Annotated in this window: 24 protein-coding genes and 1 tRNA gene; 18 read left to right on the plus strand and 7 right to left on the minus strand. The window is 66.8% G+C overall.

What is annotated here, in order from left to right:
- The coding region (locus tag QSG27_RS08265) for a DUF6538 domain-containing protein (protein ID WP_306705021.1) at window positions 1-643 on the plus strand (643 nt) is incomplete at its 5' end.
- Between the two features lie 6 nt (window positions 644-649).
- Here the strand turns inward: QSG27_RS08265 and QSG27_RS08270 are convergent.
- Window positions 650-985: a hypothetical protein gene (locus QSG27_RS08270; RefSeq protein ID WP_306705023.1), complete on the minus strand. Its 336-nt coding sequence runs from the start codon at window positions 983-985 to the stop codon at window positions 650-652.
- 147 nt (window positions 986-1,132) lie between these two features.
- Between QSG27_RS08270 and QSG27_RS08275 the strand changes: the two genes are divergently transcribed.
- The 9 genes from QSG27_RS08275 (at window position 1,133) to QSG27_RS08315 (ending at window position 12,165) form a co-directional block, all read left to right on the plus strand.
- Window positions 1,133-2,158 (plus strand): EamA family transporter, encoded by a 1,026-nt coding sequence (locus tag QSG27_RS08275; protein ID WP_456062064.1) that lies wholly within the window; start codon window positions 1,133-1,135, stop codon window positions 2,156-2,158.
- Between the two features lie 31 nt (window positions 2,159-2,189).
- Entirely contained in the window at window positions 2,190-3,077 is an 888-nt protein-coding gene (locus QSG27_RS08280; RefSeq protein WP_306705027.1) for a hypothetical protein, read from the plus strand.
- 36 nt (window positions 3,078-3,113) lie between these two features.
- On the plus strand, window positions 3,114-3,560 hold the full coding sequence (locus QSG27_RS08285; RefSeq protein WP_306705028.1) for an IS1096 element passenger TnpR family protein: 447 nt from the start codon (window positions 3,114-3,116) through the stop codon (window positions 3,558-3,560).
- 109 nt (window positions 3,561-3,669) lie between these two features.
- Entirely contained in the window at window positions 3,670-5,169 is a 1,500-nt protein-coding gene (locus QSG27_RS08290) for a type I restriction-modification system subunit M (protein ID WP_306705030.1), read from the plus strand.
- A 7-nt stretch (window positions 5,170-5,176) separates the two neighbouring features.
- Complete coding sequence (locus QSG27_RS08295) at window positions 5,177-6,199, plus strand: virulence RhuM family protein (RefSeq protein ID WP_306705032.1); 1,023 nt, start codon at window positions 5,177-5,179, stop codon at window positions 6,197-6,199.
- Window positions 6,196-7,455 (plus strand): restriction endonuclease subunit S, encoded by a 1,260-nt coding sequence (locus QSG27_RS08300; protein ID WP_306705034.1) that lies wholly within the window; start codon window positions 6,196-6,198, stop codon window positions 7,453-7,455. The genes QSG27_RS08295 and QSG27_RS08300 overlap by 4 nt, the downstream gene beginning before the upstream one ends.
- Before the next feature lie 24 nt (window positions 7,456-7,479).
- The gene (locus tag QSG27_RS08305) at window positions 7,480-10,503 is read left to right on the plus strand and encodes a type I restriction endonuclease subunit R (protein ID WP_306705036.1); all 3,024 of its coding nucleotides are present in this window, start codon (window positions 7,480-7,482) and stop codon (window positions 10,501-10,503) included.
- Window positions 10,504-10,507: 4 nt separating this feature from the next.
- Window positions 10,508-11,248 (plus strand): M48 family metallopeptidase, encoded by a 741-nt coding sequence (locus QSG27_RS08310; RefSeq protein WP_306705038.1) that lies wholly within the window; start codon window positions 10,508-10,510, stop codon window positions 11,246-11,248.
- Window positions 11,248-12,165: a restriction endonuclease gene (locus QSG27_RS08315; protein ID WP_306705040.1), complete on the plus strand. Its 918-nt coding sequence runs from the start codon at window positions 11,248-11,250 to the stop codon at window positions 12,163-12,165. Before QSG27_RS08310 ends, QSG27_RS08315 begins: the two co-directional genes overlap by 1 nt.
- Before the next feature lie 9 nt (window positions 12,166-12,174).
- On the opposite strand, the gene QSG27_RS08320 is transcribed toward QSG27_RS08315, so the two are convergent.
- Both QSG27_RS08320 and QSG27_RS08325 read right to left on the minus strand, forming a co-directional pair.
- Entirely contained in the window at window positions 12,175-13,812 is a 1,638-nt protein-coding gene (locus QSG27_RS08320; RefSeq protein ID WP_306705042.1) for a site-specific integrase, read from the minus strand.
- A gap of 47 nt (window positions 13,813-13,859) precedes the next feature.
- A tRNA-Ala gene (locus QSG27_RS08325) sits at window positions 13,860-13,935 on the minus strand.
- A 194-nt stretch (window positions 13,936-14,129) separates the two neighbouring features.
- Here QSG27_RS08325 and QSG27_RS08330 point away from each other — a divergent pair.
- Genes QSG27_RS08330 through modD form a run of 5 tightly spaced genes read left to right on the plus strand, consistent with a single transcriptional unit; the run spans window position 14,130 to window position 17,499 of the window.
- A complete protein-coding gene (locus QSG27_RS08330) occupies window positions 14,130-14,414 on the plus strand; it encodes a YggT family protein (RefSeq protein WP_306705044.1) in 285 nt (94 codons plus the stop codon).
- Window positions 14,414-14,758, plus strand: a complete 345-nt coding sequence (locus tag QSG27_RS08335; protein ID WP_306705046.1) for a DUF167 family protein — start codon at window positions 14,414-14,416, stop codon at window positions 14,756-14,758. The genes QSG27_RS08330 and QSG27_RS08335 overlap by 1 nt, the downstream gene beginning before the upstream one ends.
- Window positions 14,751-15,659: a bifunctional methylenetetrahydrofolate dehydrogenase/methenyltetrahydrofolate cyclohydrolase FolD gene (gene folD, locus QSG27_RS08340; protein WP_306705048.1), complete on the plus strand. Its 909-nt coding sequence runs from the start codon at window positions 14,751-14,753 to the stop codon at window positions 15,657-15,659. The genes QSG27_RS08335 and folD overlap by 8 nt, the downstream gene beginning before the upstream one ends.
- Complete coding sequence (locus QSG27_RS08345) at window positions 15,656-16,648, plus strand: magnesium transporter CorA family protein (RefSeq protein ID WP_306705050.1); 993 nt, start codon at window positions 15,656-15,658, stop codon at window positions 16,646-16,648. The genes folD and QSG27_RS08345 overlap by 4 nt, the downstream gene beginning before the upstream one ends.
- Before the next feature lie 23 nt (window positions 16,649-16,671).
- Complete coding sequence (gene modD, locus QSG27_RS08350) at window positions 16,672-17,499, plus strand: ModD protein (RefSeq protein ID WP_306705052.1); 828 nt, start codon at window positions 16,672-16,674, stop codon at window positions 17,497-17,499.
- Window positions 17,500-17,557: 58 nt separating this feature from the next.
- On the opposite strand, the gene QSG27_RS08355 is transcribed toward modD, so the two are convergent.
- Window positions 17,558-17,860, minus strand: a complete 303-nt coding sequence (locus tag QSG27_RS08355; protein ID WP_306705054.1) for a 4a-hydroxytetrahydrobiopterin dehydratase — start codon at window positions 17,858-17,860, stop codon at window positions 17,558-17,560.
- 167 nt (window positions 17,861-18,027) lie between these two features.
- On the opposite strand from QSG27_RS08355, the gene QSG27_RS08360 reads away from it, so the two are divergent.
- The gene (locus QSG27_RS08360; RefSeq protein ID WP_306705056.1) at window positions 18,028-18,381 is read left to right on the plus strand and encodes a metallopeptidase family protein; all 354 of its coding nucleotides are present in this window, start codon (window positions 18,028-18,030) and stop codon (window positions 18,379-18,381) included.
- A gap of 1 nt (window position 18,382) precedes the next feature.
- Here QSG27_RS08360 and QSG27_RS08365 read toward each other — a convergent pair whose 3' ends face one another.
- Together QSG27_RS08365 and cobB are read right to left on the minus strand one after the other, a co-directional pair.
- The gene (locus QSG27_RS08365) at window positions 18,383-18,982 is read right to left on the minus strand and encodes a uracil-DNA glycosylase family protein (RefSeq protein WP_306705058.1); all 600 of its coding nucleotides are present in this window, start codon (window positions 18,980-18,982) and stop codon (window positions 18,383-18,385) included.
- The gene (cobB, locus tag QSG27_RS08370; protein WP_306705060.1) at window positions 18,979-19,728 is read right to left on the minus strand and encodes a Sir2 family NAD+-dependent deacetylase; all 750 of its coding nucleotides are present in this window, start codon (window positions 19,726-19,728) and stop codon (window positions 18,979-18,981) included. Before cobB ends, QSG27_RS08365 begins: the two co-directional genes overlap by 4 nt.
- Before the next feature lie 195 nt (window positions 19,729-19,923).
- On the opposite strand from cobB, the gene QSG27_RS08375 reads away from it, so the two are divergent.
- Together QSG27_RS08375 and QSG27_RS08380 are read left to right on the plus strand one after the other, a co-directional pair.
- Window positions 19,924-21,135: an HlyD family secretion protein gene (locus tag QSG27_RS08375; RefSeq protein WP_306705062.1), complete on the plus strand. Its 1,212-nt coding sequence runs from the start codon at window positions 19,924-19,926 to the stop codon at window positions 21,133-21,135.
- Window positions 21,135-23,114 carry a glycosyltransferase family 2 protein gene (locus tag QSG27_RS08380; RefSeq protein WP_306705064.1) on the plus strand — a complete coding sequence of 660 codons (1,980 nt, stop codon included), beginning with the start codon at window positions 21,135-21,137 and terminating at the stop codon, window positions 23,112-23,114. Before QSG27_RS08375 ends, QSG27_RS08380 begins: the two co-directional genes overlap by 1 nt.
- Here QSG27_RS08380 and QSG27_RS08385 read toward each other — a convergent pair.
- Entirely contained in the window at window positions 23,083-24,219 is a 1,137-nt protein-coding gene (locus QSG27_RS08385; RefSeq protein WP_306705066.1) for a HAMP domain-containing protein, read from the minus strand. The genes QSG27_RS08380 and QSG27_RS08385 overlap by 32 nt on opposite strands.
- Between the last annotated feature and the right edge of the window lie 93 nt (window positions 24,220-24,312).

The raw sequence follows: 24,312 nt of genomic DNA on the forward strand, positions 1-24,312 counted from the left end.
CCGCCCGAAGCCAGTGACGGACAATATCGCCGTCCCGACCAGACGGAGCTACAACGTGTCCCTCCTCGGCTCCACCATTACTCATGTTCCCATTGATTTGGCTGGGAAATCCGCCCCGAACGGGGCGTTGAACCCGGTGTGTGACACCGCCCTGTCGCACACGGCGTCGGCCGAATCGCCTCCATCCTCGCCAAAATCCGCCGTTTCAGCCCGCCCAGGGTGTCGCACATTCCTGTCGCCCAAGCGGCGTCCCACGGGGCTGTGGCTGCGGGGAGCCGTGTGGCAGTTCCGAACCCGCGTCCCGGCCGACCTCCAGGCGGTGCTGGGCCGGACGCACATCAATCGCTCCCTCAGGACCAGCAGATACCCCGACGCCATCCGGGCGGCCCGCAGGGTGGCCTTCGAGATCGAGCAGGAATTCGAGGCGGCCCGCGGGGGCACCGGGGACGACCCGGCCCACGCCGCGTGCGACAGGGCCTGCCGACCGCCTCCCGTCCCCTCGGTGGCGGCCAAGGCCGTCCTGCCCAATCCCACCGGCCCGGCCATCCACATCGACCTGGATCTGCTGGCCAGCCGCATCGCCGAAAAACTCCAGGCTGCCCAACAGGTTGCCAAAGAGGCGGCTTCCATTCGACCTGCCTGAACGATGTCACACTGTGGCCGTGATGAAGGCCCGCATACCTGAATATCCGCAGGTGTTCCGAAGAAAAGGGACGCATTGGATGAAGGCGTCCGGCGGCAGCAGCCCGGCGGCCTTGAGTGCCGACACCATCCGCCGTCGCCCGGTGAAGTCCGCCTTGAGGTCGCGGAACCGCTCAACGCGGGCAGCGATTTCCGGAGCGTTGGCGGGGCCGGCGTAGCGGCTGTAGCGGTGGCCGCCCTCATAACCCTGAAGTACCAGTAGCCACGCCCCTTCCGCTTCTTCTTCGAATCGCCGCTCCATGTCGGCCGACATGGTCTTTATGGCCAGCCCGAGTTCCTCCACACCCGCTCCACTCCGGTTGCCTTCAAATCCGGATTTTGTAGGCAACCGATGGGCTGGACAGCGTTGGGCATCTCCATCAGGTTCGGTCGGGTGGACGTTTCCAGCTACCGGACGGGCGAAGCTCCTATGGCACAAGCAGGTTCGACGATGGCCATTCTGGCCGCGGTGCTCTTCGGCATCAGCACGCCGCTGGCGAAGCTCCTGGTCCACGACCTGTCGCCCTGGATGCTGGCGGGCCTGCTGTATCTCGGCTCCGGGATCGGCCTGGGGTTGGTTCGGCTGGCCCGTGGGCTGTCAGCCTCGCAGGAGCGGAACGAGCGGAGCATCCACGGCATCGAGTGGTTCTGGTTGCTGGCCGCCGTCTTTGCCGGTGGTGTCGCCGGACCGGTGCTGCTGATGTTCGGCCTGACGGCGACATCGGCATCGACCGCCTCGCTCCTGCTCAATCTGGAAGGGGTGTTTACCGCTTTGCTGGCGTGGTTCGTCTTCCAGGAAGGCTTCGACCGGCGGCTCGTCGCCGGAATGGTCGCCATCGTGGCGGGAGCCGTGGTGCTGTCCTGGGGCGGAGCGGTGGACATCGTCGATGGTTGGGGACCGGCCGCGGTCGCCGCGGCTTGCCTGATGTGGGCGGTGGACAACAACCTGACCCGCAAGGTCTCGCTGGCAGATCCCGTGGACATCGCCATGATCAAGGGGCTGGTTGCCGGCAGCGTCAACGTCGGCATCGCCTTGGCCGTTGGCGACGGGCTGCCCGCCGTGCCGACCACGGCGGCGGCGATGCTGGTCGGGCTGCTGGGCTACGGCGTCAGCCTCGTGTTGTTCGTGATCGCCCTGCGGCACATCGGCACCGCCAGGACCGGAGCGTATTTCTCCACGGCCCCCTTTGTCGGAGGCATCACCTCCCTGTTGATTTTCGGAGAACCGCTGACGGCCGGGTTGATCGCCGCGGCGGTCCTGATGGGGATCGGCGTCTGGCTGCACCTGACCGAGGACCACGACCATGAGCATGTCCACGACGAGATCGAACACGATCACCCACACGTCCACGACGAGCATCACCAGCACGGTCACGACGGCCCGGTGACCGAACCGCACACCCACAAGCATCGTCACGGCCGACTACGACACCGGCACGCCCACTTCCCCGATGCCCACCACGTCCACACGCACTGAGGCGTGGGCCAAACCGACAGCAGGAGCCCCCATGGGAAGCGTCGCCGACAAGATCGCCCGGAAGGTGGCGACCCAGATCCGCTCGAATGTCATCGACCTGTCCGCGTTTCGGGCGAGCCGGGAGCGTGCCGTTGAGGCCAGTCTCGACGGCAGCCGCTTCAAGGACCTTGTCGAGCAGGGCTACGATCCGGCCTTCGCCTTTTACGCCCAGGGGCTGACGCTGGTGTCGATGTTCGCCGAGGCGATCTCCGCCATGCCCGAGGCGAAGGGGTACGCCAAGGCGGTGGCGAAGGCCGAGGACGAGTATGTGCCGGAAGGCCCGCCGATCAGCCCCCTGACGGCGAGCCACTTCAACCTGTGGGCCTTTTTCGACCTCCAGTTCGGGTCCAGCCGGGAGACCATGGGGACCTGCATCCTACGGGTGGCGGAGACCACCGGCATGCCGGCCTGGATCGCCGACATCGTCCGGCCGATGCAGGAGTCCCGCATGGGATTCTACGTCCACATGGGCCTGGACGGGGGCCTGGGCGGCCCGCTGGTGCTGCTGAAGGACATCGTGACCCAGCAGGTCCTGCGGTGCCATTCGGCGACGGGGTATCTCGGGGAAACCGGCCAACTCTGGTACGCCCGCCTGCTGCCCCCTCCGATCCCGGACATCGGCCACCATGTGGTGGTCACGACGCCCTACGCGGTGCTGGACGGGACGGAGCAGCGGTTCCTGGACTACATCGGCCGCGAGGTCGCCCGAATGACCGCGGCCGGCGGACGGAAAGCCGTGGACGCCGAAACTCTGCTGAAGTTCGGCCCGACCGCCAACCACTGGAACGAGTACATCTTCCTCGCCTACGTCAACCACCAGCCCGACGCCATCTTCCTGGCCGGCGTCCCCGACATCCGGGAAAGCCTGCCGCAGGCGTGACGCGGCGGGCCGCCGCACCGACAGAAGGACAGCATCATGGCCGAAGCCGCCACCCACATCGTCCGGGCCGCCCTTCGGCCCAAGCTCTACCGGGACATCGAGATCCTGAGCGACCGCTCCCTCTACGACCTCGCCGAGGCCATCGTCCGGGCCTACGCTTTCGACCTGGACCACGCCTTCGGGTTCTTCCCCAAGCTCACCGGCAACATCTACGACGCCAAGCCCCGGTACGAACTCTTCGCCGACATGGGCGAGGGCGGCGACTCCCTCAGCGTCAAGAAGACGACGGTGGTTCAGGCGTTCCCGAAGGTTGGGAAGGCGATGACGTTCCTGTTCGACTACGGGGACGAGTGGCGTTTCCGGGTCGAGGTCCTGGCCCTCGGCGAGCGGGAGCCACGCAAACGCTACCCGAGGGTGGTCGCGTCGGTCGGTAAGGCCCCGCCTCAGTACCCGGACCCCGACGATGATTTTGACGAGGACTGAGCCGGCCATCCCACCGCAGCCCCGTTCCCGGTCATCGCCGTTGCCTGCCGCACCCGGTCTGATAGAGTGCCGCCGACTTGCACACTTTTGAAGAGACGCTGGGTTTGTGATGGCCGTTCTGACCCTGGACCAGCTTGAATCCCATCTGTGGCGGGCCGCCGATATCCTCCGTGGGGCCATCGATGCGGCTGACTTCAAACACTACATCTTCGGGTTGCTATTCTACAAGCGGCTCTGCGACGTTTGGGAGGAGGAGTACGAGGAGCGGCTGGCCAAATACGGCGACACCGCTCTGGCCGCCGATCCGGATGAGCACCGCTTCCACATCCCCGAGGGGCGGTTCTGGAAAGACGTGCGAAAGCACACCACCAACATCGGCGAACAATTGAACGCCGCGTTCCACGCTGTCGAAGACGCCAATCACCGCCTGCGAGGCGTTTTTCAGGATGTGGACTTCAACAACAAGGAACGGTTTCCCGATGCGTCGCTTGAGAAGCTGCTCCAGCATTTCGAGAGGCATCGCCTCCGCAACGCCGACGTGGAGCCGGACGTTCTGGGGCAAGCCTACGAATATCTGATCGAGCGGTTCGCCGACGATTCCGGCAAAAAGGGCGGCGAATTTTACACCCCCAAGATGGTGGTGCGGCTGCTGGTGGAGTGCCTGCGACCCGAAGGGGGCATGTCAATCTACGATCCCACCTGCGGGTCCGGCGGCATGCTGCTGGAGGCCGTCCATCACCTGGAACGGCAGGGCAGGAACGCCCGCAGCCTGTCGCTGTTCGGGCAGGAGCGGAACCTGAACACCTGGGCCATCGCCCAGATGAACTTGTTCCTGCACGACATCCAGGACTTCGACATCGCCCGTGGCGACACGCTGCTGGACCCGAAGCATCTGACCGGCGACGGCACCAAGGCGATCCGCACCTTCCACCGCGTGCTGGCGAACCCGCCCTTCTCCCTGAAGGACTGGGGCCATGAGGTCTGGAGCAAGGGCGACCGGTTCGGCCGCGACCGCTACGGCTGCCCGCCCAAATCCTACGGCGACCTCGCCTTCGTGCAGCATATGGTCGCCAGCCTGCGGCAGGACGGCATGCTGGGGGTGGTGCTGCCCCACGGCATCCTGTTCCGTGGCGGGTCCGAGGGCCGCATCCGCGAGGGCCTGTTGAAGGACGACCTGATCGAGGCGGTGATCTCCCTCGCCCCCAACCTGTTCTACGGGGCCGGGATTCCCGCCTGCATCCTGATCGTCCGCAAGTCCAAGCCGAAGAACCGCAAGGGCAAGGTGCTGTTCGTCAACGGGGCCGAGCAGTTCATCGAAGGCAAGGCCCAGAACCACCTGTCCGACGCCAACGTCGCCACGCTCGCCCAGGCGTATCACGACTATGCCGATGTGGATCGCCTCGCCCGCGTGGTGCCGATGGCGGAGATCGCCAGCAACGACCACAACCTCAACATCAGCCGCTACGTCCACCTGACCGAGGAGGAGGAGGACCTGGATGTGGCTGAGGAGGTCCAGAAGCTCCTGGAGTTGCGGGAGCAGCGGGACGCCGCCGAGACCCGGATGATGGGGTTCCTGCGGGAACTCGGCTACCTGCCGGATGGGGAGTGAGGACATCATGTCGGAAGGCGAAGTCATTCTTTATCGGACCGACGATGGGTCCGCCCAGTTCCGGCTGACCAAGCTGGACGGCACCGTCTGGATGAATCAGATCGAGATTGCGGAGCTTTACCAGACCTCGAAGCAGGCCATCAGCCACCACATCCGCAACATCCTCGCCGAGGGCGAGGTGGCAGCGGAGGCAACTGTCAAAGATAATTTGACAGTTCAAACCGAGGGGCGGCGGCAGGTTTCCCGGAGCATCAAGCTGTACCGCCTGGACATGATCCTGGCCGTCGGCTACCGCGTCCGTTCGCCGCGGGGCGTCCAGTTCCGGCAATGGGCGACGGCGACGCTGGCCGAGTATCTCGTCAAGGGCTTCGTCATGAACGACGAACGCCTGAAGAATCCCGGCGGCTGGGACTATTTCGACGAACTGCTTGAACGCATCCGCGACATCCGGGCGTCGGAGAAGCGGTTCTACCAGAAGATCCGCGACCTGTTCGCCCTGTCGCAGGACTACCGTGACGACCATGGGGCGGCGGCCCTGTTCTTCGCCGAGGTTCAGAACAAGCTGCTGCACGCCGTCACCGGCCACACCGCCGCCGAACTGGTGGTGGACCGGTCCGATCCCGGCAAGCCCAACATGAACCTGCAAAGCTGGACCGGTGCCCGCGTCCGCAAGGCCGACGTGATCGTGGCGAAGAACTACCTCGCCGCCGGGGAGATCACCGAACTGAACCGCATCGTCACCATGTTCCTCGACTATGCCGAGGACCGGGTGAGCCAGCGGCAGCACCTGACCCTGGACGACTGGCGGGCCTATGTGGACCGCTTCATCACCTTCAACGAACGGCCGCTCCTCAACGGCAACGGCCGCATCAGCCATGACGCCATGAAACGCATCGCCCACGACCGTTACGATGAGTTCGACAGGCAGCGGAAGCAGCAGGACGCCATCGCCGCCGATGCCGCGGACCTGGAGGAACTGAAGGCAATCCAGGACGAGATGTCGAAGACCCGGAAGGGGAGCGGGCGATGAGGGGGCCGGAGGGGTGGCGATCCTTGCCATTTTCGGAGTTTGCGGAGATCAATCCCAAACGGCCGTTGAAGAAGGGACAACGGGTGCCGTTCGTGGAAATGGCGGCGGTGCCCACTCACGGCTCACAGATTCAATACCTTCAAGAGAGAGAGGCGGGAAGCGGTGGTTCATGCTTCCGCAACGGCGACACACTCTTCGCCCGGATCACTCCTTGTACCGAAAATGGTAAAATCGCTTACGTTGACTGCCTGCCAAAATCAGTCTCTGCAAAGGGATCGACTGAATTCATCGTCTTCGGGCCACGTCAAGGACTAAGTGACAGCAGGTATTTGTATCATCTTGCCAGAAGCACTCTGATCCGAAGGCCCGCGATTGCTCGAATGGCGGGTACAACAGGCCGTCAGCGAGTTCCGAATGCGGTCTTTGATGACATAGAAATTCAGGCTCCTCCTCTTGCTGAGCAACGCCTCATTTCCAAAGTTTTGTGCAGCGTGGACGAGGCCATAACTGCGACGCAGGCGGTCATCGAGCAAACCCGCATGGTCAAGCAAGCCGTTCTGAACTGTCTGTTGACCAAGGGAATCGGACATACCCGCTTCAAGCAGACCGAGTTTGGCTCGATTCCCGAGGACTGGAAAATCGTGCCGCTCAGGACCGTTGCCCAGGTTCAGACCGGAGTTGCCAAAGGCAAAAAGGACATTCAGGACCCGGTAGAACTCCCCTATCTGAGAGTTGCAAATGTCCAAGACGGTTACATCGACCTCACGGAGTTGAAGACCATTACGATCTCGGCAGCACAGGTCGAGCGGTACAGCCTCCGCTCCGGAGATGTACTGATGACTGAAGGCGGGGACTTCGACAAGCTTGGCCGAGGCGATATTTGGAAAGGACAAGTGCCTGTGTGCCTGCACCAGAACCATGTCTTTGCAGTTCGCCCCAATCCGAACCTTCTCGTGTCGGAGTTCCTGGCGGCTTTGACCGCATCGGCCCATGGGAAAAACTACTTCTTGGGTTGTGCGAAGCGGACCACGAATCTTGCTTCGATCAACTCCACGCAGGTCAAGGATTTCCCGGTTCTGTTGCCGGGGAAGGAAGAGCAGGAAAGGATTGTCCAGCAGGTCGCCGCATACTCCCTCGCGGAGCGGTCGGCTTCGGACACCTTGGCTCAACTGGAACAGACCAAATCCGCCCTCATGTCCGACCTCCTGACCGGCCGGAAGCGGGTCTCCGCCGACGCCTTATCCTCCGCTTTATAACGCACGACCACAGGGAGCAGCACCGTGGCCCAAGGCATGGAATGGCACCTCGCCGAGCAACCCACCATCGCCTGCCTTGAGGCCATGGGCTACCGCTTCGTTCCGCCGGAGGAGCATGCCGGTCTGCGGGACGGCGAGAATCAGGTGCTGTTCCATCCCCACCTCGTCGAGGCCATCCAGAGGATCAACGGCGTCTCCCTGGTCGACGCCCAGGCCGCCTATACCGACCTCGTGTCGGTCACCGACAACGAAGCGTGGCTCAAAAAGCTCCGCGGCGACTTCAGCCGGTCAGTGCAGGGGGAGGCGACGCGGCGGACCCTGCGGGTGGTCGATTTCGCCAACCCGGCCAACAACCGGCTGACCGTCACCCACCAGTTCCGCGTCAAGGCCGAACGGACCCGGATTCCCGATGTGGTGGTTCACCTGAACGGCATCCCGGTGGTCGTGATCGAGTGCAAAAGCCCGATCAATCACAAGGACAAGACCGGCGAGGCGTTCGACCAGATCCGGCAATATGAGCGGGACATCCCCCGGCTGTTTCTGTCCAACGTCTTCAACATCGTCACCGACGGCACCAACTGCCTCTACGGCTCCACCGGCAGCCCGTCGAAGTTCTTCGCGGCGTGGCGGGACCCGTGGCCCCGGCAGGAGTCCGACTTCACCGACGAGTTGTCCAAGGGGCTGTGGTGCCTGCTGGAGCCGTCCCGCCTGCTCGACCTGATCGCCCATTTCGTGGTCTTCGAGAAGACGGAGGAGGGCATCGTCAAGAAGATGTGCCGCTATCAGCAGTTCCGGGCGGTCAACAAGATCGTCGAGCGGGTGGTGGAGAACCGGCATCGCCGGGGGCTGGTCTGGCACACCCAGGGGTCGGGCAAGTCGCTGACCATGGCCTTCGCCGCCCTGAAGCTGAAGACCCACCGGACGGTGGACTCCCCTGAACTGACCAACCCCAACATCCTGGTGCTGACCGACCGGGTGGATCTGCACACCCAGATCACCACCACCTTCACCGCCTGCGGCCTGCCGAACCCGACCGACATCGGCAGCATCCGTGATCTGCGGACCCTGATGGATGGCAAGACGGACGGGTTGATGGCCCTCTCGACCATCTTCAAGTTCCAGGGGTCGGAAGAGGCGGTCGCGAACTCCGCCACCTGGATCGTCATGGTGGACGAGGCACACCGCACCCAGGAAAAAGATCTCGGGGCCTTCCTGCGGAAGACGCTGCCCGACGCCCGCTTCTTCGGCTTCACCGGCACGCCGATCAAGAAGGACGACAAGGACACCTACTCCAACTTCGGCGTGGTCGGCGAGGGCTATCTCGACAAGTACGGCATCGATGACGCCGTGGCCGACGGGGCGACGGTGCCGATCTATTACACCGGCCGCAAGACCGACTGGCATGTCGACGAGGCCAAGATCGACATCCTGTTCGACCAGTGGTTCGCCGACCTGCCGGACGACAAGCTGACGGAACTGAAGAAGCGGGGCGTGACCGTCGCCGATCTGGTCAAGCACCCGAAGCGGATCGCCCTGATCGCCTATGACATCTGGACCCATTTCAAGGAATACGCCCGCCCCGACGGCTTCAAGGCCCAGATCGTCACCTTCGACCGCGAGGCGGTCATCCTCTACAAGCGGGCCTTGGATGCGGTCATCGCCGAGGATCTGGCCTCTGAGGGCATGCCAATCAAGGACGCCCAGGCGATGGCGGCGGGCATGTCGGCCTGCGTCTACTCCTCCGCCCAGACGGACCAGCACATCAGCGAGGACGCGTACACCCAGTCGATCCGCGAGGGTCTTGTGGCCCATTACCTGAGCGACAAGGCCGAGATCGACGTGAAGAAGGCGTTCGGCAAGAAGGGTGTCCGGCCGGACTTCCTCATCGTCTGCGACAAGCTGCTGACCGGGTTCGACGCTCCCGTGGAATCCGTCATGTATCTCGACAAGCCGCTGAAGGAGCATGGGTTGCTCCAGGCCATCGCCCGCACCAACCGGGTCGCCGATGCGGCGAAACGGAACGGTCTGATCGTCGATTACATCGGCGTGTCCGCCCATCTGGACAAGGCTCTGGCCTCCTACCGGGCCGACGATGTCCGCAACGCCATGCGGGACCTCGACGACCTCCGCAACCAGCTTCGGGCCGCCCACGCCGCGGTGCTCCACATGATGAAAGGGGTGAAGCGGGCCGGCGGGCGGATCGACAAGGAGGGCTTGAAGGCCGAGTTCGACCAGCTTGTCGCCCGCCTGAAACCCGACGAGACCCAGTGGATCGAATTCCGCAACAAGGCCCGCGAATTCATTGCCTTGTACGCGGCCGTCAGTCCGGACCCCTGCGTGCTGGAGTTCACCGCCGATCTGAAATGGGTCGATGCCTTCCTCCGGTACGCCACCCAGGCCATCGAGAAGCGGGAGGCGTTCGACCAGCGGTCCTACAGCCGCAAGATCCGCGACATGCTGGAACGCCACCTCGACGCCACCGGGCTGAGCGTGACGGTGAAGCTTCGGCACATCACGGACCCGGAATTCTGGGAGGATTTCGAGACCGAGGGCAAGACGGAGGACGAGCTCAAGACGGCGGCGATCCGCAAAACCGCCGAACTCCGCAAGGTGGTCTATGAGAGGCTGGGCCAGAACGCCCACCAGTACGGGAAATTCTCCGACCGGCTGCGGGAGTTGCTGGAGAAGCTGGAGGGTGCCCAGCTTTCCTGGGCCGACACGCTGAAGATGGCGGAAGACCTCGCCAAGGACCTGGAAGCCGAGGCGACCGCCCATGAGGACGCCGGGATGTCGCAGGGGGCCTATGGCGTCCTCCAGGTCCTTCTGGCCTTCGACGCCGGTGACGGGGCGGACGGGCTGGCGGAGCGGATCGCCGCCCTCTACGAGGATGATGCGACCGCCCCGCGACTGTGGCAGGAAAAGGAGGGGCTGCGGAGATCGCTGCGGCAGCAGGTCCGCGGCTTGGCCCACGAGTTCGGCCTGGGGAACCTCAAGGAGGTCTCCGAACAGGTCGAGGAATTCGCCCTCAAGCAGTTCGCCAAGGTCTGATCCCATGCCCATGCTGACGGTCGGCAGTGTCGAGATTCCCTATGTCCTGCATCGCTCTGACGCGGCGACGCGGGCACGCATCACCGTCACGCCGGACAGCGTCGAGGTGGTCGTGCCCACCGCCGCCACCGAGGACGAGATTGCCGGGGTGCTCCACCGCCGCCGGGCGTGGCTCTACGAGCAGACCCGCCACATGGCCGAGCGGATGGCCCGTTCCAACGCCGTCCGGCGGTTCATCAGCGGGGCCAAGATCCCCTATCGCGGCCGGCTCATGCGACTGCGGGTGGAGCCGTGCGACGACACGCTGGTGAGTGTGGCCTACCGCAACGGCTTCCTGGTCGGCTGCCCCCGGTCGGTGGCTCCCGCCTCCCACGACGACCTGATCGAATCGGCGTTGCGGCTGTGGCTGAGGAAACGGCTCCGCCAGGATGTCGCCGACCTCGTCCGCCGGCACGGCGAGCCGAATGGGCTGAAGCCGAAGGATGTCCGGGTCAAGGACCAGAAGCACGTCTGGGGAAGCTGCGGGATCGACCGTGTCGTGAACCTGAACTGGCAGTTGGTTTTCTCCCCCCGGACGGTGCTGGAATACGCGGTGGTCCATGAACTCTGCCACCTGCGGCACCGCACCCACGACCGGTCCTTCTGGGGATTGGTCGGAACCATCCTGCCGGACTGGGAGGCCAGGAAGGCGTGGCTGGACCAGAACGAACATTTCCTGACGTTGCGACGCGTGGAGCCGACCTGATGGCCATTCCCGATTTCCAGACCCTGATGCTCCCCGTCCTGAAGACCGCCGCCGCGGGTGGCGAAGTCCGCATCGGCGATGTGGTGGACCAGCTTGCCGATGCGTTTGCCTTGACCGACGAGGAGCGAGCCCGAATTCTGCCGTCAGGTCGGCAGACAACCATCGCCAACCGGGTCCACTGGGCGAAGAGCTACCTCAACAAGGCCGGGTTGGTCGAAATGACTCGGCGGGCTCACTTCCGCATCACCCCGGAGGGCCGGAACGTGCTGAAGTCGCCGCCGGAGAAGATCACCATCCGATTCCTGGAGCAATTCCCGAGCTTCAAAGGTTTCCGCGACGGCGAGGCTGGGACAGCCGAGGCGGCCGAGGTCGTGCTTTCGGTTGCCGAGAGTCCGCTGACCCCCGATGAGGTGATGCGGCAGGCCCATTTGCGGATTGAAGCGTCGTTGGCGGAGGAGATTCTCCAGCGGGTGCGGTCCGGGACGCCAGCCTTTTTCGAGAAGACCGTCGTTCGCCTGCTGATCACCATGGGTTACGGCGGGTCGGTGACGGAACTCGACAAGGCTCTGGTCGGTAAGTCCGGCGACGATGGAGTGGACGGTATCATCGACCAGGACCCGCTTGGGCTGGATCGCGTCTATGTCCAGGCCAAGCGGTACGCCGACGGGAACAGCGTCGGAGCCGGGGCGATCCGTGATTTCTTCGGCAGCCTGAACCTGTTCAAGGCGACCAAGGGGCTATTCGTCACCACCTCCGCCTTCACCGCCTCAGCCAGGGAGACGGCCGACCGGCTCGGCACCCGCATCGTGCTGATCGACGGCATCCAACTGGCCAAGCTGATGATCCGGCACGAGGTCGGCTGCCGGATCGAAGAGACCCTGCACATCAAGCGTGTGGACGAGGATTTCTTCGAATAGCAGCCGGGCCTATGCCGGGGAGGAAGCGATCATCAAGTGACCAAGGTCCAGTTCAGGGTATTGGACTTTGGAGATTGCCGTCAGCAATGTGGATGCCCGGAACCCCCGGCCGTAGAACTCTGCACTTTCGGAGCCCATGTCGCCGTTGTCGCCGGCCCAACCGCCAAGAGCCAGGGCAAGTTCACGGTCAACCCGAGCTTCCCGGAGAGCGTCGCGGAAATTGTGGCGGAAGCTGTGGAAGCAAGTCCGGCCCGCCGATGCCCCCGCCTTTTGAAGAAAGCGGCGGAACCACTTCGAGAATACGTCGGAGTAATATCCGGTTTTTGCCGGAAGTAGTTCGGGGAACAGTTTGGCGTTCCTCTTCCGCCGCTGCTCGCTGACGTATTCCTCGAATCCCGCCGCGAGCAGCGTCGGATGGACCGGGATGACCCGCTCGCTGCTGCCGGTCTTGAGTCGCTTATCGTCGGTCCCCTTGATCGCCTCGGCCGTGACCACGAAGCACAGGGTGCCGTCGATCACCCGGATATCCTCCGTGTTCATCTGGCAGATCTCGTTGAGCCGCATGCCCGAAAACAAGCCGATCAGCGGTACCCAGAAGCGTCCCCGCCGGGGACGGGCCTCTCCGGGCTTGGCGTAGCCGTAGTCGTCGTCCTGACAGCCGGTGTAGAGCGGGGCGGTGAAGATGGCTTGAAGCTGTTTCGGGGTGAACGGCTGCCGCTTGTCCTTGCGGTTGGTGGTGTCCACGACGCCAAGCCCTTTTGCGGGATTCCGGTCGATGAAGCCTTCGTTCACCGCCCAGGTCAGAAGAGCGGACAGCTTCGTCATGTAGCCGTTCACGGTCGCGGGGCTGAGGCCAGATGCCTTGCCGGCGTTGCGGGTCTTCTGGACAATCTCACGGGCGGTCAGGTTCGGATACCGCTTGGTCGAGTTGGGGGGTAGCGACCGGAGGGTGTCCATGACCTCGCGGCAGGTCTCCCGTCCGATGTCGGACACCGGCGTGTCCTGGCCAATGATCTCAATCAGCAGGCCGAACACCGTCTCGTAAGCCAGGACGGTTTTGCCGGACCGGATGACGCCGGGATCGGCCATGTAGGCGTCGTAAACCTGCTGGATGGTCTTCGCCTTGGCGGGCTCGGCGGCGGGGACAGCCGTCTCCGCGGCGACCGGTTGGGCAGCCTGGAGTTTTTCGGCGATGCGGCTGGCCAGCAGATCCAGGTCGATGTGGATGGCCGGGCCGGTGGGATCGGGCAGGACGGCGTCGGCCGCCACCGAGGGGACGGAGGGCGGCGGACAGGCCCTGTCGCACGCGGCGTGGGTCGGATCGCTTCCGGTGCCCCCGCGAACCGCGTCGAATTCCTGTTCGATCTCGAAGGCGATCCGGCGGGCCGCCCGGATGGCGTCGGGGTAGCGGCTGGTCCGGAGGGAGCGGTTGATGTGGGTCCGGCCCAGCACCGCCTGGAGGTTGGCCGGGACGCGGGTTCGGAACTGCCACACGGCTCCCCGCAGCCACAGCCCCGTGGGACGCCGCTTGGGCGACAGGAATGTGCGACACCCAGGGCGGGCGGAAACGGCGGATTTTGGAGGGGAGGAAGGCGATTCGGCCGACGCCGTGTGCGACAGGGCGGTGTCACACACCGGGTCCGACACCCCGGTCGGGGCGGATTTCCCAGCAAAATCAATGGGAACATGAGTAATGGTGGAGCCGAGGAGGATCGAACTCCCGACCTACGCATTGCGAACGCGTCGCTCTCCCAGCTGAGCTACGGCCCCACACACCGTCACCGGCGTGCGGCGGATAATGGTGATGCGGAGGGAACCTGTCAAGCCCTCTGAACGCGCCCGTTTGCGGGCATCGGCGGATCGCGGAAGGGGATGGCGGCAGCCCGCCGCGCGGCACTGGACAGCACTCGCCGCTTGTGCTTAGGGTGCCCCGCAAAATCGGACAATAAAGGGACGGGCCGGGCATGATTGCGCTGTACCTGCTGATCGACACCGTTCTCAGCCTCTATGTCTGGCTGCTCATCGCTTCGGCGGTGCTGAGCTGGCTGGTGGCCTTCAACGTCGTCAACACCCGCAACCGCGCGGTCTATGTCATCGGCGACTTCCTCTACCGCATCACCGAGCCGGCGCTGCGCCCGATCCGCCGCGTCCTGCCGAACATGAGCGGTCTGGACCTGTCGCCGATCGTGCTGATCCTGCTGATCTTCTTCGTCCGCAACCTGCTGGCCGAGTACTGGCCGCGATTCTGATGGCCGGGCCTTTCGAAGCCGTCGCGGACGGCGTTCGGCTGGCCCTGCGGGTGACGCCCAAGGCGTCGCGCAACGCCATCGCCGGGCTGGCCGCCACCGCGTCCGGAGGAACGGCCCTGAAGGTGACGGTGACCGCCGTGCCGGAGAACGGCAAGGCGAACGAGGCGGTGGTGAAGCTGCTGGCCAAGGCGTGGAAACTGCCGAAGACCAGCCTGACGGTGGTGGCCGGCGCCACCGACCGGAACAAGATTGTCCATGTGGCCGGCGATCCGGCCGACCTGATGCGCCGGCTGACGGCGCTGGTGAAACCTGCAAGCTGTGATACGGGGAACAGCGATGGCTGAGGCGAAGATCATCGACGGCAAGGCGTTCGCCGCGGGGCTGCGCGCCCGCGTGGCGGAGGGCGTGGCCGCCCTCAAGGCCAGCCATGGGGTCACCCCCGGCCTCGCCGTCGTGCTGGTGGGCGAGGACCCGGCGAGCCAGGTCTATGTCCGGTCCAAGGAAAAGGCGCTGGCCGACCTCGGCATGAACAGCTTCGACCACCACGAGCCCGCCGACCTCGGCGAGGCGGAGCTGCTGGCCCTGATCGACCGGCTGAACGCCGACCCGGCGGTGCACGGCATCCTGGTCCAGCTTCCCCTGCCCAGGCACATCGACACCCAGAAGGTGCTGGCCCGCATCGTCCCGGAAAAGGACGCGGACGGCTTCCACGTCGTCAACGCCGGCCTGCTGGCGACCGGCAGCCCCGGCGCCATCGTGCCCTGCACGCCGCTGGGCAGCCTGCTGCTGATCCGCGACACGCTGGGCGCCGATCTGAAGGGCAAGCGGGCGCTGGTGCTGGGCCGCTCCAACATCGTCGGCAAGCCGATGGCGCAGTTGCTGCTCCAGCAGGATTGCACGGTCACCGTCGCCCATTCCCGCACCCAGGATCTGCCCGGCGAATGCCGGCGGGCCGACATCCTGGTCGCCGCGGTGGGCCGTCCGGAGATGGTGCGCGGCGACTGGATCAAGCCGGGCGCCGTGGTCATCGACGTCGGCATCAACCGCATCCCGCACCCGGCCGAGCCGGGCAAGACCAAGCTGGTCGGCGACGTGGCCTACGACGAGGCCGTCAAGGTCGCCGGCGCCATCACCCCGGTGCCGGGCGGCGTCGGGCCGATGACCATCGCCTGCCTGATGCTGAACACCCTGGCCGCCGCCTGCCGCGCCGCCGGAGCGCCGGTCCCGGCCGAGGCCCTTGCATGATCACGGTCCACGCCCGGGTGGGCGGTCGCGTGGTCGAGCAACCGCTCGCCCTCGGCGACCCGCTTCCGCCCAACACGGTGTGGATCGACCTTCTCCGCCCCGACGAGGCGGAGCGCGCCCATGTCGGCGCCGTCACCGGCTGCGACCTGCCGACGCGCGAGGAAATGAAGGAAATCGAGGCGTCGAGCCAGCTCTACACGGAGGGGGAAGCCGTCTACCTCACCTCCTCCGTGATCGCGCGGGCCGATACGCCCAACCCGGAGCAGGGCGAGATCACCTTCGTCCTGACCCCCCGGCACATGATCACGGTGCGCTTCACCGAACCGCGCTCCGTCGCCACCTTCGCCGCGCGCACCGGCCGCCAGCCGGAGCTGCTGGCCAGCGCGGAGGACGCGCTGCTGGGCATCCTGGACGCGGTGATCGACCGGGTGGCCGACGTGCTGGAGCTGATCGGCGCCCGCATCGACGGGCTGTCGTCGCGCATCTTCACCGACTCGCTGGACGCCAAGGGCTTCGGGCGGGCCGCCAAGAAGCCGGACGAGCTGCAGGACGTGCTGCGCGGCATCGGGCGGGCCGGCGACCTGACGCACAAGGTGCGCGACAGCCTCGCCGGGCTGGACCGGCTGGTCGCCTTCCTGTCCTCCGTCGCCGCCGGGCGGCTGACCAAGGAGCAGAAGGCCGCGCTGAAGACCCTGACGCGCGACCTGCGGTCCCTGAACGAGCATGCCGGCTTCCTGGCGCACGAGGCGAATTTCCTGCTCGACGCCACGCTGGGCCTGATCAACATCGAGCAGAACGCGATCATCAAGATCTTCTCGGTCGTCTCGGTGGCGCTGATGCCGCCGACGCTGATCGCGTCCGCCTACGGCATGAACTTCCACAACATGCCCGAGCTGGACTGGGACTTCGGCTATCCCATGGCCATCGTGCTGATGGTGCTGTCCGCCGTGGTGCCGCTCTGGTACTTCCGCCGCCGCGGGTGGCTTTGACAGCACGACGAAGGGAACCGCCGATGATCGTCCTGTCCGATGCCGCGCTCGACGCGCTTCTCGCCCAGGACGTTCCCTACGGCGACCTGACCACCGACACTCTGGGCATCGCCGCCGCCCCGGCGCGCATCCTCTTCAAGGCGCGCGGCGCCATGGTGCTGGCCGGGACGGAGGAAGCCGCCCGCCTGATCGAAAAGGCCGGCGGGACGGTGACCTCCGTCCGGCCCAGCGGCACGGCGGTGGAGGCCGGAGCGCCCTTCCTGGAAGGCCACGGTCCGGCGGGCGCGCTGCACCGCGGCTGGAAGGTGGCGCAGACGCTGGTCGAATACGCCTCCGGCATCGCCACCCGCGCCCGCCGCATCGTCGAGGCCGCCCCCGGCGTGACCGTCGCCTGCACCCGCAAGAACTTTCCCGGCGCCAAGGAGCTGTCGGTCAAGGCGGTGCTGGCCGGCGGGGCGGTGATGCACCGGCTGGGCCTGTCGGAAACCATCCTGGTCTTCGCCGAACACCGCGCCTTCCTGTCCGGTCCGCCGGAGGCGTGGATCGCCGACCTGCGCCGCCGGGCGCCGGAAAAGAAGATCGTTGTGGAGGTCGATACGGTGGCGGACGCCATCGCCTTCGCCCGCGCCGGGGCCGACGTGCTGCAACTGGAGAAGCGCACGCCGGAGGAGGCCCGCGCGGTGGTCGAGGCGACGCGCGGCCTGCCGCGCCCGCCGGTGATCGCGGCGGCGGGCGGCGTGACGGAGGACAACGCGGCGGCCTACGCCGCCGCCGGTTGCCCGCTGCTGGTCACCACCGCCCCCTTCTTCGGGCGCCCGGCGGACGTGAAGGTGGTTCTGGAACCGGCCTGAGGGCCAGGGTTCCAACCCCTCTCCCGGGGCGGGAGAGGGAATTTCGGCTTCCACGCCCTCAGCGGTCGTGGCGCGGGGCGATCTGGTCCACACGGTGGGCGAAATCGACGTCGGCCTGGGTCAGGCCGTCCGCGTTGCGGGTGCACAGGATGATCTCCACCCGGCCCATGTCGTTGAACCATTCCGGATGGTGGTCCACCCGCTCCGCCAGCAGGGCGACCTGGCTCATGAAGCCCCAGGCGGTGGGGAAGTCGGGGAAATGGTAGGTCTTGCGGATCGCGTCGCGCTCCAGCACCTCCGCCCAGCCGTGCAGCTCCTTCAGCGCGGTCTGCCGCTTGGCGCCCACCAGCTTGTCCGACATGGCTTTCCCCTCTCGATGGTTTGGCGGATCGGATCGTGTGTGATCAATCCTGCCTCCCGGTTTACCGCCGCTTGGCCTGGGCGGCAAGCGGCGCTACCTTCCCCCGTATGATGCGCAAACCGGCACACACCCACAGTGTTCCCCCTTCCACGCCCGACCTTGAGCGGATGGCCGAGGACGCGCTGGAGACCATCCCGCGGGAGCTTCTGGCCCCCATCGGCAATCTGGCGATCCAGGTCGAGGACTTCCCCGACGAGGAGACCGAGCGCGAGATGGAGCTGGAAAGCCCCTTCGACCTGCTGGGCCTCTACCGGGGCGTCGACATGACGCGGCAGAGCGTCGCGGACCTGCGCAGCGGGCCGGACATGATCTTCCTCTACCGCCGCCCGATCCTGGATTACTGGTGCGAGACGGGCGAGGATCTGTTCGCCATCGTCCGCCACGTCCTGATACACGAGATCGGCCACCATTTCGGCCTGTCGGACGAGGACATGGAGCGCATCGAATCCATGGAGGGGTGAGTCACCCGTCCAGGGCCTCCGCCACGCGGCGGCGCAGCGCGGGCACCAGCTCCGCCTCGAACCAGGGGTTCTTCTTCAGCCAGGCGGTGTTGCGCCAGCTCGGGTGGGGCAGGGGCAGGAACTCCGGCAGACAGTCCCGCCACGCCGCCACCGTGTCGGTCATCGTCCGGCGGCGGCGGTCGCCCAGGTAATAGGCCTGCGCGTAGCTGCCGACCAGCAGGGTCAGCCGCACCCCGGTCAGGGCGGCGCGCAGCGGCGGGTGCCAGAGCGGGGCGCATTCCGGGCGCGGCGGGTAATCGCCGCCCTTCGGCGCGGTGCCGGGGTAGCAGAGCCCCATGGGCACGATGGCGATCCGGCTCTCGTCGTAGAAGGCCGCGCGGTCCATGGCCAGCCACTGGCGCAGCCGGTCGCCGGACGGGTCGTTCCAGGGAATGCCGGTGGCGTGCACCCGCGCGCCCGGCGCCTGCCCGACGATCAGCAGGCGGGCGGACGGGCTGCCGCGCAGCACCGGGCGGCAGCCGTGCGGCAGGGCCGCCGCGCACAGCCGGCAGGCGCGGGCTTGCTCGAACAGTGTCTTCAGATCGTCCGGATCGTCGCTCAAAGGCTCAGCAACTCGTCCACGAAGGCCGGGACGACCTCGGTCGCCGGGCCGTTGACGCTTCCCGCGAACAGGCTGGCGCCGGCGGAGGGTTCCAGGTTCAGCTCCACCGTCAGGGCGCCGGCGTTGCGCGCTTCCGCCACGAAGCCGGCGGCGGGATAGACGTTGCCGGAGGTGCCGATGGACAGGAACAGGTCGCAGGCGCCCAGCGCCCGGTGGATCCGCTCCATCTGGTAGGGCATCTCCCCGAACCACACCACGTCCGGGCGCATGCCGCCCTTGCGGATGCAGGACGGGCAGACGTCCTCCACCGACAGGTCGCCGGTCCAGCGCTCCACCTTGTGGCCGCAGTGGCCGCAGAAGACCGCCGTCAGCTCCCCGTGCATGTGGATCAGCGCCTGCGATCCGGCGCGCTCGTGCAGGTCGTCGATGTTCTGGGTGACCAGCAGAAACTCGCCCTTCCAGCGCCGTTCCAGCGCCGCCAGCGCGGCGTGGGCGGCGTTCGGCTGCACCGCGGGGTCGAGCAGGCCGCGCCGCCGGTCGTTGTAGAAGCGGTGGACCAGCGCCGGGTCGCGGGCGAAGCCCTCCGGCGTGGCGACGTCCTCCAGATCGACCTTGGCCCAGATGCCGTCGGCGCAGCGGAAGGTGTCCAGGCCGGATTCCTTGGAAATGCCGGCCCCGGTCAGGATGACGATGGAGTCCGTCGGCGTCAGGCGATTGGCCGGCTTCAGGTGGTTGGCGATAGTCATGGCGCCCTGGCGGGTTCGGGAAACAGGAACGGGAGATGATCCGATAACAAAACCGGGATGCCCGAAGGACGTTGCTTCCGGTCCGGCGGTCATGACGGCAGGATCACGTCCGGAAGGTGGGTCGATAACAAAATTTTAGCAACTCAATGCTTTAAATGCCCAGTGCTTTTAATTTTCTTAAGGGCATCCTCCGTCATGCGCAAACTCTTCAAGCTCGCCGCCGGCCTCGCGCTCACCGGGGTGGCCGGCTACATCGTCCTGACGGAAGGCGTCGCGGTCGTCAGTTCCGACGCGGTCGTCAACGCGCGCGTCGCCGTGGTGCGCGCTCCCATCGACGGCCAGCTTTCGCTGCAACCGCGCGCCATCGGAGAGCGGGTGCAGCGGGGCCAGACGCTCGGCAGCCTGACGGACGTCCGCGCCGACGACGCCCGCCTGTTCGACCTGGAGCGCGTGGCCGGCGCGCTGGACACCGACATCGTGCGCATCCAGGCGCAGGTCGCCAGCACCACGGCGAGCGCCGCCGCGCTGCGCGAACGCACCGAGGCGTACCGCGACGGGCGGATCCGCCAGTTGAAGGCCCGCATCGACGAACAGCAGGCCCTGCTCTCCAGCGCCAGGGCGCAGTCGGTCGAATCCACCGCCGCCCTGAAACGCGCGGAGGAGCTGAGGAACAACGGGGTCCAGTCGGTGGCGATGCTGGACAAGGCCCAGGCCGCGCACGAGGTGAACAGCCTGAACATCCGCGCCGCGACGGCCCGCCTCGACATCCTGCGCACCGAGCTGGAAGCGGCCACCAACGGAACCTTCCTCGGCGACTCCTACAACGACACGCCCTATTCCAGCCAGCGCGCCCAGGAGCTGGACCTGCGTCTGGCCGAGCTTTCCGCCGACCTTCAGGAGCGCACCCAGCGCCTGACGAAGATCCGGGAGCAGATCGCGCTCGAACGCCAGCGGGTGGCCAAGCTGCGCGACGCCTTCCTGACCTCCCCGGTGGACGGGCTGGTGTGGGAGGCGCCGCTCGGCAACGACGAATACGCGCGCAAGGGGCAGGACCTCCTGCGGTTGCTCGACTGCTCCACCGTCATGGTCACGGCCAGCGTCGCGGAAAGCGACTACAACCGCCTGAAGGTGGGCGACCCCGCGCAGTTCCGGCTGTCCGGCACCAACCGGGTGTTCAGCGGGCAGGTGCTCCGTCTGGCCGGTTCCGGCGCCGCGACCGTCTACAACAACCTCGCCATCGCGCCGGGTGCGGAGCATCTGAAGCGCTTCGACGTGGCGCTGGCGATCCCGGACCTGCTGAAGGATGCGGAGGCCGGCTGCGCCGTCGGACGGACGGGCAAGGTGGTCTTCTCCGGCTCGCCGCGCGAGCTGCTGCGCACCGCCGGCTCCTGGCTGGGGCTGTCCTGATGGTGCTCTCGCCTTTCGAGGCGAGCTTCGCGCCGGCCCTCCTGGTCTGCGGCGCGGCGCTCGCGGTCCTGCCCTTCTGCCGCCCGGACGACAGCCGGGTGCGGGTCGTGCTGTTCGGTCTCTGCATCCTGCTGGGCTGGCGCTACGTCGCCTGGCGCTTCGCCGAGTCGATCCCGCCCCTGGCCTTCAGCGTCGAGGCGATCGGCGCCTGGGCGTTCGCCCTGCTGGAGGCGGCGACCACGGTCAGCTCGACGCTGGCCTTCATCCTGCTCTCCCGCGTCAAGAACCGCAGCGGCGAGGCCGACGCGCACGCCGGCTGGTGGCAGCCGGGAGAGCCGCCGCAGGTGGATGTGCTGATCGCCACCTACAACGAGGACGAGACGATCCTGGCCCGCACCATCGCCGGCGCGATGGGCATCGAGCATCCGCGCCTGCGGGTGTGGGTGCTGGACGACGGCAAGCGGGACTGGCTGCGGGATCTGTGCGCGCGCAAGGGCTGCCATTATCTGGAGCGGCCGGACAACAGCCACGCCAAGGCGGGCAACATCAACCACGCGCTGAAGCATCTGGCGACGCTGCCCCGGCCGCCGGACTTCGTGGTCGTGCTCGACGCCGACTTCGTGCCGCACGCCAACTTCGTCACCCGCGCCCTGGCGCTGTTCCACGACCCGTCGGTCGGTCTGGTGCAGACGCCGCAGCATTTCTTCAACCCCGATCCGATCCAGTCGAACCTGCGGATCGGGCGAGCCTACCCGGACGAGCAGCGCTTCTTCTTCGACCATCTGCTGGCGTCCCGCGACGCCTGGGGCATCGCCTTCTGCTGCGGCACCTCCTCGATGATGCGCTGGGAGGGGCTTCAGGCCATCGGCGGGTTCCCGACGGACAGCGTGACGGAGGATTTCCTCGTCACCATCCGCCTGAAGGAGCGCGGCTGGCGGACCGTGTACCTCAACGAACGGCTGAGCGACGGTCTGGCGCCGGAAGGGCTGAAGGAATACATCACCCAGCGCGGGCGCTGGTGCCTCGGCATGATCCAGATCTTCCGCGGCCCGACCGGCCCCTTTTCGAAGCACAACCTCAGTTTGATCGACCGGATCGGCCTGATCGATTCCTTTCTCTATTGGGCGGTCACCTTCCCGTTCCGCTTCGCCTGCTTCTTCGCGCCGATTCTCTACTGGTGGTTCGGGATCAGCATCGTGAACGCCACGGCGCCGGAGATCATCGCCTATTTCCTGCCCTATTTCATCGCGGCGATGGTCGCCCTGAACTGGACCACCCGCGGCCAGATCATCCCGCTGCTGCACGACGTCAGCCAGATGCTGACGATGTTCGAGATCGTTCAAGCGGTGGCGGTCGGCCTCGTCAAGCCGAAGGGGCACAAGTTCAAGGTCACGGCCAAGGGCGGGCAGCGCGACCGGGTGACCGTCCAATGGGGCATCATGCGCCGCTTCGGCCTTCTGGCCGCGGCGACCGCCGGGGGCATGATCTATGCCGGTCTGGCCGACTACGCCCCCCAGGGCGGTGCCGGCGACGGCAAGATCATCGTCCTGTTCTGGAGCTTCTACAATCTGGCGGCTCTGGCCCTGGCGATGGCGGTCTGCGTGGAACTGCCCCGCTACCGGCAGGACGAGCGCTTCTGGACCGACGAGCAGGCCGACATCGAGGTCATCGGCCGGGAGTCCGCCGGCCGGACGCGCCGCCTGCGGGTCCTGGACATCTCGCTCGGCGGGCTGCGGGTGTGGGGCGCGCTCGACGCCGCGCCGGGCTCCCCGCTCCTCGTCCACATCGAGGGGGTCGGCCCGGTGCTGGCCACGCTGGTCGGGCAGGAGGAGGGCGCTCTCACCCTGCGCTTCGCCGAGGATGCGGAGGTGCGCGACCGCATGATCCGCAAGCTCTATTCCGGACGCTACAGCGGTGCCGCCCCGTCGATCAGCCTGGAGAAGATCCTCACGGGGCTGCGGGCTCGCGCGACGCGCTGACCGGCTTCTCGACTGTCGCCGCGGGTGTCCGCTGCGCGTCCAACGTCATGGAGAGCCGGACGAGGCTGGCCGACAGGCTTGTCGCCTCGGCGAAGGCCCGGGTGGGCGGCACCGGCGTGGCGAGGTCGCCCTGGCTGAGCCGCCGGGCGGCCCCGGCCAGCGCCTGCATCGGGCGCGACAGGCGCCCGGCCCACACCCAGCCGGCCATCAGGGCGGCGAGCGCCGCCGCGAGGCTCGCGAACAGGATGCGGTGCTGGAGCGCCGAGACGTCGGCCAGGGTGGCGTCGGCGTCGCGGCGGACCAGGACCACCCAGCCGAGCCCGCGATAGTCGCCCTCTCCGCGCGTGGGGGACACCGCGGTGAAGTAGGTCCGCCCATCCGGCCAGACCTCCTGGACGCTCTTCGCCACGCCCTGCACGCCGGCGCGCACGCTGGCGAGTTCGAGTTTGCGGCCCTGCAAATCCTGGGGACCCATCAGCACCACCCCTTCGCGGCTCAGCACGAAGGCGTCCATGTCCGGCTTGCCGCCGCCGCTGCGCCCCAGCACGGACCCGGCGACCTCGTTGGCCCAGGACCAGCTGAGATGGGCGCCCAGCACGCCCAGCGGCACGCCGTCCTTGCGCACCAGGGGCATGGCGATGTCGACGAAGCGCAGCGGCTCGCCGTTGGGGTTGGGCGGCAGCGTCCGGGCCAGCAGGAGCGCTTCGTGCAGGTCCCCGGCGAAAGGCGCCTGCGTGCCGGCGCGGAACCAGGGGCGGGCCGACACGTCGGCGCCTTCGAGCAGCCGCTGCGAACTCGCCACCACCCGGCCATCGGTTTCCGCCGCGCCGATCCAGGCGTAGATCGGCACGTTGCGCTTCAGGGTTTCGAACTGGTCGCGCAGGTCGTCCGCACGGTCCAGCGAGCCCTGGGCGTTGATCATCGACGCGACCAGCGTCATGTCGCGCCAGCGCTCGTGCATGCCCACGTCCAGCATGCCGGCGATCTGGGCGCTGACGTCCAGCAGATGCTCGGTGGCTTCCGAGCGGACCCGCTCCCCGACATGGCCGCTCGCGTAGAGGCCGACCAGGGTGCTCGGCGCGAGGCACAGACCAAGAAGCCCCAACCGGAGAATGGTTCCAAGGGATTTTGGCCGCCCCGTCATGGCCGGACCTCTCGTCGGCAGGAAATCTCTGCGTGCGAGTGTGGCCGGCAGACG

Origin of the sequence: Azospirillum isscasi, from assembly GCF_030849505.1 — a bacterium.
GTDB classification, from domain to species: Bacteria; Pseudomonadota; Alphaproteobacteria; order Azospirillales; family Azospirillaceae; genus Azospirillum; species Azospirillum isscasi.